The 11,862-nt window shown below is 39.0% G+C and carries 8 protein-coding genes; 3 read left to right on the top strand and 5 right to left on the bottom strand.

The window, feature by feature from the left end; genetic code table 11:
* The first annotated feature begins 11 nt into the window (after positions 1-11).
* The 3 genes from K2X50_03685 to K2X50_03675 all read left to right on the top strand — a co-directional run bounded on the left by K2X50_03685 (position 12) and on the right by K2X50_03675 (position 5,958).
* Positions 12-470 (top strand): hotdog fold thioesterase, encoded by a 459-nt coding sequence (locus K2X50_03685; GenBank protein MBX9586338.1) that lies wholly within the window; start codon positions 12-14, stop codon positions 468-470.
* Positions 471-629: 159 nt separating this feature from the next.
* The gene (locus K2X50_03680) at positions 630-4,712 is read left to right on the top strand and encodes a hypothetical protein (GenBank protein MBX9586337.1); all 4,083 of its coding nucleotides are present in this window, start codon (positions 630-632) and stop codon (positions 4,710-4,712) included.
* A gap of 154 nt (positions 4,713-4,866) precedes the next feature.
* Complete coding sequence (locus K2X50_03675) at positions 4,867-5,958, top strand: hypothetical protein (GenBank protein ID MBX9586336.1); 1,092 nt, start codon at positions 4,867-4,869, stop codon at positions 5,956-5,958.
* On the opposite strand, the gene K2X50_03670 is transcribed toward K2X50_03675, so the two are convergent.
* The 5 genes from K2X50_03670 to K2X50_03650 all read right to left on the bottom strand — a co-directional run bounded on the left by K2X50_03670 (position 5,955) and on the right by K2X50_03650 (position 11,757).
* Complete coding sequence (locus tag K2X50_03670) at positions 5,955-8,285, bottom strand: hypothetical protein (protein ID MBX9586335.1); 2,331 nt, start codon at positions 8,283-8,285, stop codon at positions 5,955-5,957. The genes K2X50_03675 and K2X50_03670 overlap by 4 nt on opposite strands.
* A 119-nt stretch (positions 8,286-8,404) precedes the next feature.
* A complete protein-coding gene (locus K2X50_03665; GenBank protein MBX9586334.1) occupies positions 8,405-8,983 on the bottom strand; it encodes an NUDIX hydrolase in 579 nt (192 codons plus the stop codon).
* Between the two features lie 49 nt (positions 8,984-9,032).
* Positions 9,033-10,820 (bottom strand): aspartate--tRNA ligase, encoded by a 1,788-nt coding sequence (gene aspS / locus K2X50_03660; GenBank protein MBX9586333.1) that lies wholly within the window; start codon positions 10,818-10,820, stop codon positions 9,033-9,035.
* Between the two features lie 20 nt (positions 10,821-10,840).
* Complete coding sequence (locus K2X50_03655) at positions 10,841-11,377, bottom strand: DUF502 domain-containing protein (GenBank protein MBX9586332.1); 537 nt, start codon at positions 11,375-11,377, stop codon at positions 10,841-10,843.
* An 89-nt stretch (positions 11,378-11,466) separates the two neighbouring features.
* Positions 11,467-11,757, bottom strand: a complete 291-nt coding sequence (locus K2X50_03650; GenBank protein ID MBX9586331.1) for a zinc ribbon domain-containing protein — start codon at positions 11,755-11,757, stop codon at positions 11,467-11,469.
* Positions 11,758-11,862: the final 105 nt, after the last annotated feature.

The following is an 11,862-nucleotide window of genomic DNA, read 5'->3' as shown; positions in this document are numbered from 1 at the left end:
GGAGAGCAATAATGGCTATTTGGAAATATGATTTTACTCTAGAACAACTTAATGATTTAAACAAAGGCACAATAGCCGACTTTCTTGACATACGCTTTACTGAAATCGGTGATAATTTTTTAAAGGCCACAATGCCAGCTAATGATAGAACCTTTCAACCTGCTCGTATTGTGCATGGTGGCGCCAATGTCGTTTTAGCAGAATCTGTCGCAAGTTTAGGCGCCAATTTACTCATCGATCGAGAAAAATTTAGAGCAGTAGGTCAAGAAATTAATGCGAATCATCTTCGACCTGTAAAAGAAGGAATTATTACCGCAATAGGAAGGCCGTTGTATATTGGCGCTACATCTCAAGTGTGGCATGTTGAATTAATGAATGACGACGGAAAACTCACCTGCGTTTCTCGCATGACAGCTGCGATTATTAAATGGCCAGCCTCTACTGCACATAACACAGTACTATCTGTATAACGTGATTGGGTGGGATCCTACACTTAAAAAATAATGGCACTGAAAAGTAATTACTGGGGATTGGGACTCATATTCTTGCTCTGCCCGTCATTGTCTTTCATATCTAAATATGGTAAATTATTCGATATTAATAACTATTGAATAGAGATGGGGTTAGAAGTGCGTAGATTAAGCAGTGAAGAGCAGAGTTTCAAAGAAGAACTTAATAAGAATCGTGGTAACATAAACTGGGAGCTGTTGATTAGTCTTTGGCCTAAAATACCTGCCCCTAACTCTACTGACCTTTCAAGTCGCGATGCGACTGAACCCACTGCTCTGTTTCTACTTGCAGAGAGAGCAGATGATTCAGAACGGTGCAAAGAATTCATTAATTTGGTATTGAATGATCCTCGAATAGATTTTACAGTTCGTTCTCCTATGTTCAGAAATACTGCTTTTTTATGGGCTATTTCTCGCTACCAAGAAACTCTTGCATCTGACCTCCCACAAAACCACAACGTTTATTTCGGCAGTACTTCCGATCTTTATAGTGGAATTCATGATTGTCCTGTTTTTATAGACGCCTTATTTAAAAAAATCTGTGAAAATAAGAATCTACATCCGTTATTAACACAACAAAGCACCGCTGAAAATGTTTGCAACACACCATTATTAATGGCTGTAAAAAATTATAATCTTAATTTTGCAATGCAACTGGTACCGTTCTATGATGCGGATAGTTTATTAATTAAAACCATCGCGGGTAATACAGTACTACATTTACTCGCATTATTTAGACAAAATAAACTTATTGAAGCAATTATTAATCACGTAAATCAACATCAAGGAGAGCGGGCCGTAACTCAACTTCTCTCGGAAATAAATACAGCAGGAAAAACGCCAGCTCAATGTTATCAAGCTGAAAAATTACCATTGGAGGCATTTAAAGATCGCGCGCTTGCTGCCCAGGTTTTTAAAATTGGGGGAATGCACTTACATCGAGGATATTACGATCCACAAGAAAATTGGGATAATTTAGCTGCGCTAATAATGGAACTTGCCTTCGTTCGATTAAACGGAGCTCAAGAAGGTGCACATCGCTATTCTACAATCGGTCGGAATGAAAAATCAGAAAGCACTGTTCAGCTACTTAAGGCTCAAGATATTGATGCATCATATACTAATCTCGATGCACTTCTGAATGCAATGTTTCTTAGTGCTGAAAAATCAGATGCAGTTGAAGGTCAAAGTTTAGAGAAAAAAATTACGTTTTCATTTATTAACTCAAATTACCAAGTTAAAGATGCTGATAAACGATATCATCTTATGCAAGCTTTAACCAAGGTGCATGGCCACAAAGAAAATACTCACATATTAATTTATGATTTTTCAACCACAAATGAACCACTCATCCAGCGACATCCTAATGCTGCTTTTTTCGTCACATGCTATATAAACCCATGCATTGGTAACAATTCTACCGTGGTTTATTCTGTAACAGAAGATTTTGCACTTAAAATATTGTACAATCCATCGGGAGACTTAACTCAAACAGAGCTCGATAAGTACAATAGCTTGCCTAAGATAGAGCTCACTGTGCTTGAGGAAGAAAGTTATAGTAGCAACGATGATCTAGATGAGGTATCCAGCGTTGAAGCAGATCTTCCCATAACTACACTAACAAATGCATCAGAAGAAGCAGAAAATAACACTGATTACATCATTATTGGTGGCGGCCCTATTGGATTGGCACACGCTTGTGCGATTAAAAAACTAAATCCCCAATTAGAAGTGATTGTTTTTGAGCGTCACGAAGTTTATCAACGTGCCCATACGCTTCGAATGGAACACAAACATTTAACGGCGTTAATCAATGCTGCAGATGCGAGAAGTGACGAAGATCTCGTCAAACTTGAAAAACGTCTCATTCAAGATCAGCATATCCGCACAACCGAATTAGAAAATACTCTTAAAGCCATTGCTCAAAAGGACGGCGTAAAAATTATCATTGAAAAAATTAACGGAGAATCTCTGAACGCCCAAATCGCCAGACAAACCAAGGGAAAATCACCGCGGTTGATTATTGGTGCTGATGGTACTCGCAGCGTCACCAGCAATACTTTATTTCCAAAAGGCAATCAAGTTAAACATGAATTCGATTTTGCTCTTCAGTTAAGATTCGAAATCGAAGGCGATCAAAAAGCGACCGCTATTCCGCAACACATTTTTGTACAAGAAATGATTAGACAATGTCGAATAGCCAACGAGAATGTTGGGCATTTTGAAAATGGCAAAACACCCGTCACTCTACTAACAATTATTACCAAAGAAGAATTCGAATTATTAAAACATTTAACATCAAGAACCCCATCAAAGCCATTTGTATCTAAAGACCAAGTGGATGATTTGGAAGAAATTGAATTTCAATACCAAGCATTACCCGATAAACTCGGCGCCTTTATCAACGGTTATTTAAATAAGGAGAGAATGGCCTGTCAAAAAAAGGGGCTGACTATCGATGAGAACTCTATACGTATTAGCGTAAATGAAACTCCTGCAACTCACGCACAAGCAGTATATACCACTCGACAAGACGATCATGCCCCTGTTCTTCTTGTAGGAGATGCTGCATTAGGATTATCGTATTTCAAAGGTTTAAATGCAGGCATAGAGGCCACAGCGATATTCATCTCTCAAATTGCTGAAGCTATTAAAGAAAATGACCCCAAAAAAATAGCTCTTACCTTAGCAGCTTATCAAGAATGGTTTTTAAATAATTTTGCACCACGAAAAGTACATGAAGTTGCGGAGTATAGTAGAAAGCGTATCAGAAGAGCTCAAAAAGCGGTCGAATCTGCACAATGGATCAAAAATGCATCCTTTAGGGAACATCCAGAAGACAATGAGTTAGCGCTTAAAGGTTTATTTGATAGTCTTAGAGAGAACACAAGAGATAGTATACAAAAGCGTAAACACTCAAAAATGTATCCTCATCGCGCATACGATCCCGTTAAATTTGGGCAATTTTCTACTGTTCCTTTACGACATACTTTTAAAAAAGTGCGTAAATTATTTGTAGATTTTATCAAGCCTTATCATGGTGAATACCAAATTTCACAAGATTTCAAACTACCATTGGTCGGGGTTGCTCATGCTTTTGTTGGTCCAGGCAAGCTTATCGTAGGTTTTTTTACACTGAGCCCTACTCGATTCGCAGACGGACTCCTCACTTCGATTCGAAGTCTTCTAGAAATAGCCTTAACGCCATTTTCATTCACCATTAAACCTATATTTAGAACCTTTTTAACATTTATCCTTCCACCCGTTGCTATAGAAAACAGTCCAAGCATGAAAAAATTGGCTGAGTTAGGTTTAAGTAAATTAGAGGAAGACCAGCCGCTTGAAACATTAGAAAAAGTTCACCATTTATTGGCTATAGCTAACGATTTACATCGAAAATACCGTAAAGGTGTGGGACGTCATCGAGAAACTCGTATTAATTTGCGTGAACGCGCCATTTACAATGAACTTAATACGAATGCACATTTAGGTGAAGCAGCAAAACAACAGCTCACTCAATCACTCAAAGAGTTTTTTAAAATTTTCATTTCAGAATCTTCAGATCAAGTACTCAATGAATTGAACGAGGAAACTTCTTCTTTAAGTCAATTGTCTCAATCTTTGAATGAGAGTAAAAATAATTTTTCTCAAAATTCTGTAGATCAACAAAAAGCATTAAACGATTTGAGAAATCAACATCGAGAGCTTGGAAATTTAATTACTATTCTTTCACCTCTTTCATCTCAATATTTAGAAATGAAACACTTTATTACCAAAGCAAATGAACTGCACTCTCAAATTTCAATTATCGTCGATTCAGAAAATCAAAACTCTGAATCTATAAAAGAAGCTCATAATAATTTAACTCTGCTATTAGCAGAGTATAATCGTGTCAATCAAGCGCTGCACTTAAATCACTCTGTAAAAGATTCGCCTGCTTGGAAAGCATTAAACTTAATATTAACAGGTTTGGGTATCGCTTTGATGGCACTCAGTGTTTTGACTATTGCAGTTAGTGCAGGCGCTCTAACCACAGGCGTGTTTGCTCCGTTAGGAACAATAGGTCTATCTGCTGGAGCTGGTTTAGGCGTAGCAGGTTGGACTTCTTTTTCTATTGGTTTTTGGTCTACAAAGGATGACGAGTACCAACCTGAAGAATTAACTTCATCTGTTGAAAATGATCAAGTTCCAACACTTCATTAAAAGAATCAAGAGGTCAAATCTTGATAAATAGACAAATCGGTATAGTTTTGACCCCCTAGCCTCTGAGAACTCATCAAACTTAGATCGGCCCCCTCGCATCCTCTTTCTTAGTGAGCTACTATTCAGCTGTTAATACAACCAAGGAAGGAACAGTATGCATAAGGTTGCGCGAGTTTATTATAAACGATGCCAGGAATATGGTTTAGACCCGGTTCTCGTTCCTGAGATCCCTGGTTTTTTTGTCAAATTTGGCCAGCAGCAGGTGTATTTCCAACAGGGAGATGTTCCCCTGAACAACATCGTAGCTGTGGAAATAGCATCCAATAAGCACATCGCTAATCAGCTCTTGTCCAAAGAAGGAATACCAGTACCTAAGGCTAAAGCTTATTCAAAAGAAGACTTTTATGATGGGAATATATTTGTCGATGATTTGAGGTTTCCAGTCGTTATCAAACCAACCTGGGGTACCGGGTATGGCACTGGAGTCATCTGCAAAATTCCCAATGTAACAGAATTATATACTCTGTTGCGCAAATCGTATGAAAAATATCCTTGCATCAGTATTGAAGAATACCACGGTAATTTAAGATCTTTTCGAGTTTTAGTGTTTAATGGTGAAGTCATAGCGCTAATGGAACGCATACCTGCACATGTGGTAGGAGATGGTAAAAGCAGCATTCACGAGCTCATCGAAATTGAAAATAAAAAAAGGGAAGAACCAAATTTAAAAATGCCATTCGGAAAAATCATTATGACGGAAGAAACCGACTTAATTTTTCGTGAGATGAAAATTAGCCCAACAGATATTCCTGCGTTGAATCAGGAAATCCCAATTCGATTGACGTGCAACGCAGCGGTAGGTGGAACTGTCGTAGGTCTACATAGAACAGCGATTTGCAAAGAAAATGCAGATTTTGCTATCCATGCTTCAAAAGTGCTCAATTTGAAATTGGTAGGGCTTGATTATCTTTGTGAAGATCTTGAAATCCCGATTGAAAAATCAGGGGGCTGTATTATTGAAGCAAATCATTGTCCCGATATTACGGCACACGAATATTCACCCTTAGGTGTTCCGTCTTTTCCCAGCAAGTATGTTATTAAATATCTGATTCGACAACATCGTTGGTCATATTATTGGCAGAAGCTCCGACAAAAAAAATCACGGAAAAAAGCGATAAAAGCAGCAATCCCAATCGGGTTTTTAATATGGTTTTTAATTGATACGTTTATTCACTCAGCCCACTAAAGCTTCTGTTCAAGTTGATCAAAATCAAATTCTATTTTCAAGGGAGAAAGCGGCCTATTTCCCTTCATATGGTTTTCTCCTTGCTGAGCTCTTAGAGCAGCCCTATCCACTCCGTTTGCAGCATAATACGCACTTCCCTCTATCTGACGTTTAATTTTTACTTTTTCTTCAGTAGCGGCGGAATGTCCGCTAAAAAACCTTGCCACTGCGGTCAATTTGGATTCAATGAATCTACTATAAAAGCTACTGTCTTTTTTGTCATCGTCGATTGAATAACTATAATCTCGTTCCTCAAAATCCGCATCGGTCAAAATAATTTCATCGTGTGCAGATTTTGCTGTTGTATCCACAATTGCATTAGTCTCATGCCAATCTGCCCACACATTGCACAGCTTGTTCGTAACGATTGCAAGAGGAACAACCACTGCAACCAATAGTATTCCCAAAATCGCAAGCGATGTAATATCGATGCCTACAAACGTTGAAACACTTGTTAATGCAAATCCAAATATTGACATAAAAATTGGTTTTACTGTAAAGAAAATTCCTTGTACCCAACTCAACGAAGAAGTCACCACAGGGAATTGTAAAACCAAATTCACTTTTTGTAAGACTACAAGCGGCGTGAACGAAACGACTGCACCATAAACAAGTGGGAATACGAGTGCCCAAATACTAATTGATACACTGATGCTCAGAATTGCACATAATCCACCAACGAAATAACTGATCATTGTTTCAACAACAGGCCCAAAACGAGAAATGGTAAGCGACTTTCCATTTGCAAAGGCCATTAGCATCGTCTGTGCTGGCGAAGTTGCTGCTCTACCAATGAAAAAAGCGATATTAAAAACGGTATAAATAGAAAAAACAGCTAAGGACAAAACTCCCGCCAGAAGCATTGGAAACATCGCCAAAACCATTCCAATCTTACTGAGCCAATATTTCGGCCATCCTAGTAAATTATCGAGAATTTCTTCTTTAGGAGCTTCGACCTTATATAAATGAACTCCGAACTGATAAAATTCATGGGCAGCAAAAAGCGTTCTTAACAACCCACTGAAAATAACTATGGTTGTAATCCAAGGAAGCAATTCACTAACCATCCTCACACAATTGAGGAGAATTTTAATTGGCCAAGTAATGAGATTGAATACAACAACCAGCGGAAATCTAATAAAAAATATGCCTTGTAGCATTTTCTTTTCTTCAGGTGTTTTTTCGTTCCAATCGATCCCACCCACAAAATTACTTAACAATTGCAAGCGCGTTAAATCAGGAACCACTGCTCCAGAGGCTGCAGGATACGCAGTAGGACGAGAAGGTAATCCAAAAAATGCCGCTTTCAAGAGGCTTTTGTTAATATAACGACCTAAATATCGTTTATCCTCATTGTCTTTTCTCGTATCGTCTGCATAAACGACTTGGCCCGTTGTACAATCATACCCATCAAATCCCACTATCACTAAAAATGCGGTAGTTAACGCAGATTTAAATCCATCATAATTCCATGTCTTCCACCAGGAAGGAAAGAAAAAATTACGCAATATCCACTGAGAAAAAGTAGCCGGAACCGGTTTTGCTTCTTCAAGTATAGGCACTCTGGGATCGACTTTATAATCACCCAGTTTGTTAATAAAATTTTGCCAAGCACGAGACAACCACGTTGTATTTTTATTTTCTTCAACTTCTGCAACAGTGAAATCATCAACGGCTGTGTTTATTTGAGAATTTGTCTTTATCTTACGCAGGCCAAAATGCTGTTGCACAGATCCCAAACCAAAAAATAACTCTTCTTTGTTTTTAACATTTCCATTCAATGAATTGCACGTCGCTAGAATCCCCGTTAAATATAATTCTTTGTTAGCCATCATGTCTCTCCTTTGATGACCAAGGAAAACTAAACGACCAATATACTCCTGATGATTTTTCTTCTCTGGGACAAACGTGGAACGACAGGCTTGTAACAGTGATTTTTTATTATCGTAATGGTAAGAATATAATAAGAATTGAAAATAGTGTGAAATTCTTTCTTGCTTTAATAACTCGAGACCGGCATTGGCTATCTTTTTGTCACCATAATAGATGAGACAAATCTGAACGTTATTTTGATGAAGGTTTTTTAATATCTTACGAGTCGTTTCACCCCCTATAAGATACCATTTTCCATAATAATCTGAGGCAAACAATGCTTGAAAATCTAAAATCAGTACTCCCCCCTTAATTGGAAGGCAGCCATCATTTTTTTGATTAGCGGATACAGCTTTTACAGTTGCTCTTAATTCTTTGATAGTAAAACTGTCTAATTCTTTCTTGATTTGCGACATGTTAACAACCTGCTAATAACCCGAGCTATTTTGAGCTGTACATTAGACCATGCAGAGGCACAAATGTCAAGTCATGAGCCAAAAACAGGCCATAATCATGAAAAATTAGCAGGTGTGCGCTAGCCTGGAATATCCTGGATATTGCTATGTTCTTGCCATTTCTTGCACAGGCGATAAACTGATGCATCGGTATCCAAACGGTGGATTTCGTCAGCGGTATGCCAGGCTAAATCGAGGGATTCATCACTGATCACCAATGGCTGGTGTTCTTGCAATTGTAAAAAAAATCGAATGTCAAAATGATAATGCGAAGGCTCTTGCCCTATTGCAGGAATGCGATGCACATCCACATCAAAAATACCCGGGATGACTAGCTTTAGATTCGTGAGACCCGATTCTTCTTGGACTTCTCGTAAGGCCACAGCCAGTAAATCTGGATTGTCATCAGTATGCCCACCCAACTGCAACCACAAACCAATTTTTCTATGCAGCGTCAGCAAGGCTTTTTCACCGGCAGGATCGATGACCCATGCAGACGGCGTTATATGTCCATAAAAATTATTTCGCGATAAATAATCAGGATGGTCTTGAATAAAACGAATAATCAATTCGCGATAATGCTCTTGTTCCTGACTCTCAGGTTGATAATCATGCAACAACTGCAGCAAACTTTCTTTACTATTCAGAGTCGTTTTCATTGAATTTTCCCTCAAGGTTGATGAGGTTGGCCCTGGTTCTACCGCTGCACTACTCTGTTTTTTGCGGAATTGGTTTATTGATTCGTATGCCCAAATCAACTAACTGCTGCGTGTCTACCTCACTTGGTGCTTGAGTCAATGGACATTGCGCTGATTGTGTTTTTGGAAATGCAATCACATCACGAATCGATGTCGCACCTGTCATCATCATGACAACACGATCTAATCCAAATGCAAATCCGCCATGAGGAGGCGCACCCATCCGCAATCCTGTAATTAAATGCCCAAATTGCGCATGCGCTTGTTCTTCAGTAAAACCGAGCAATTTAAAGACTGTATTTTGTAGCGCAATATTATTAATACGAATAGATCCACCACCTATTTCAGATCCATTCAACACTAAATCGTATGCGCGTGATAAAGCTTGCGCGGGATCTTTTAATAATTCTTCTGGATCGTCGATTGAAGGCGCCGTAAAAGGATGATGCGTTGATTGCCAACGTCCCGTTAAACTTTCTCGCTCAAACATGGGGAAATCTACAACCCACAATGGTCGCCATCCACCTTCAACAATGCCCAAATCTTCGCCCACTTTTAATCGCAACGCACCTAAAGCCTCATTAACAACTTTAATTGTATCCGCACCAAAGAAAATAACATCACCTGTTTTTGCATTGCATCGCACTAAAATATTTTCTACAACATCATCAGGTAAAAATTTCAAAATAGGGGATTGCAAGCCTTCTTTTCCAGCGCTTCGATCATTCACTTTAATATACGCTAAACCTTTAGCGCCATAAATGGCGACAAATGTTCCGTAATCATCAATCATTTTTCGACTGAGTTTATCTCCACTCGGCACTGGTAACGCTGCCACTCGACATCGCTGATCTTTTGCAGCATCTGAAAATACTTTAAATTCGACATCTTGAACTAAATCGCCGATATCCACTAATTCGAGAGGATTTCGTAAATCGGGTTTATCCACACCAAATCGTTGCATGGCTTCAGCATACGTCATGTGTGGAAAAGGTTCAGGCAAGGTTACATCCAATAACTCTGCAAATAGTTTTCGCGTCAAACCTTCGACAATCTGTTGAATATCTTTTTCTTGAATAAATGACATCTCTAAGTCGAGCTGAGTGAATTCAGGTTGACGATCGGCGCGTAAATCTTCGTCACGAAAACATCGTGCCAATTGATAATATCGATCTATACCCGCGACCATTAATAATTGTTTAAAAATTTGTGGTGATTGAGGTAAGGCATAAAATTCACCTGGATGAACACGAGAAGGCACTAAATAATCACGCGCTCCTTCTGGAGTTGATTTCGTTAGTATAGGTGTTTCTACGTCGTAAAATCCGTGTTCTTCTAAATAATGCCGCATTGTACGCGTGACTTTCGCACGAAAAGCAATTCGTTGAGCCATTTCAGGCCGACGCAAATCGATATAACGATAACGCAATCGTACATCTTCGCTCACTTCTTGATGTTCATCAATTCGAAAAGGAACGGGATCCGCACGATTTAATAATTCTACTTCTTGTACTAAAACTTCAACAGCACCGGTAAATAAATCAGGATTCACTGTTCCTTCAGGGCGATGTCGAACCACACCAACAATTTTAATCACAAATTCATTTCTTAAACTTTCCCCTACTGCAAAAGTAGCCACATTTTCGGGATCAAAAACAATCTGAACGCGTCCTTCGCGATCACGAAGATCAACGAATATCACACCACCGTGATCACGTCGTCGGTGAACCCAACCACATAATTCAACGCGCTGACTAATTAAAGATTCTGTGACTTGACCACAATAATGAGTACGCATAGCTTTTTATCCAATTACAATTAATCGTTAATCTTCTCTATATCATGAGGCATTACTACGCCCAAGGATATAACCATTTTCAGTGCCTCATCAACACCTAAATTGACTTTTACGGTATCTTTACGTGGTACAATCAATAGAAATCCTGAGGTAGGGTTGGGCGTTGTGGGAATGAAAACCGTCATCATTTCTTCACCATTCATTCCATCCGCATAATGAAATCCAGAACCTGTTTGAAAGGCGACGCTCCACAGTCCTTTTCTCGGATATTCTATTAACACCACATTTCGAAATGATTCTTCTGAAGAAGAAAAAACGGTTGTTAATACTTGCTTTACCGCCTGATAAATTGATCGAACCAAAGGGATGCGAGACAAAAGATATTCCCAGTACTCCACCAGACGATTACCCAAAATATTCGTTATCGACATCCCCGTAATCACCACAATAATCACAGCAAAAATTAATCCTAAACCGGGTATATGAAATCCCAGGAAATTATCGGGTTGTAATTGATGAGGAAAAAATTCCAAGATGGTGTCGAATAAGTCAACCATAAAACGAAGCACTAAGAGGGTTACCCAAATAGGTACCCACACTAAAACACCGGCAACAACATAACGGCGTAAAGCCGCGCGATTTTTCACTACTTATCCTTATTTGATTTTGGGACTGGCTTCTCAACACTGCTCGACGGAGCACTTGATTCAGCAGCCGTAGATTTTGAAGCACTTTCAGTACCAGCACCAGCACTTTTTTCAGTCGTTGGCGCTTTATACCAACCACTGCCTTTCAATTGAAAATGGGTCGCTGAAATTAGTTTTTCGAGCGAATCCTTGCCACAAGCTTCACAATGCTGCAATGGTTCATCGCTAATTTTTTGAATAACTTCGGTTTTTTGGCCACAATTGGCACATTGATACTCGTATATTGGCATACCACCTCCCAAACGTCCCAACCTAACGTATTCAGGCTTTTTGGTCAAGATGGGGTCTATTTCAATGGCGAAGTGAAAACGCGAGAATAGCCGTTAGTAGTTATC

Source organism: Gammaproteobacteria bacterium (assembly GCA_019748175.1).
GTDB lineage: Bacteria > Pseudomonadota > Gammaproteobacteria > JAIEPX01 > JAIEPX01 > JAIEPX01.
The sequence above is the reverse complement of the archived record's forward strand: the minus strand, read 5'-3'. Positions and strand labels throughout refer to the sequence as shown.

Bases quoted from the DNA above. Each gene is read 5' to 3' on its own strand.
- K2X50_03685 (MBX9586338.1), top strand. From the start codon at position 12: ATGGCTATTTGGAAATATGATTTTACTCTAGAACAACTTAATGATTTA.
- K2X50_03675 (MBX9586336.1), top strand. From the start codon at position 4,867: ATGCATAAGGTTGCGCGAGTTTATTATAAACGATGCCAGGAATATGGT.
- K2X50_03670 (MBX9586335.1), bottom strand. From the start codon at position 8,285: ATGTCGCAAATCAAGAAAGAATTAGACAGTTTTACTATCAAAGAATTA.
- K2X50_03665 (MBX9586334.1), bottom strand. From the start codon at position 8,983: ATGAAAACGACTCTGAATAGTAAAGAAAGTTTGCTGCAGTTGTTGCAT.
- aspS (MBX9586333.1), bottom strand. From the start codon at position 10,820: ATGCGTACTCATTATTGTGGTCAAGTCACAGAATCTTTAATTAGTCAG.
- K2X50_03655 (MBX9586332.1), bottom strand. From the start codon at position 11,377: ATGGTTGACTTATTCGACACCATCTTGGAATTTTTTCCTCATCAATTA.
- K2X50_03650 (MBX9586331.1), bottom strand. From the start codon at position 11,757: ATGCCAATATACGAGTATCAATGTGCCAATTGTGGCCAAAAAACCGAA.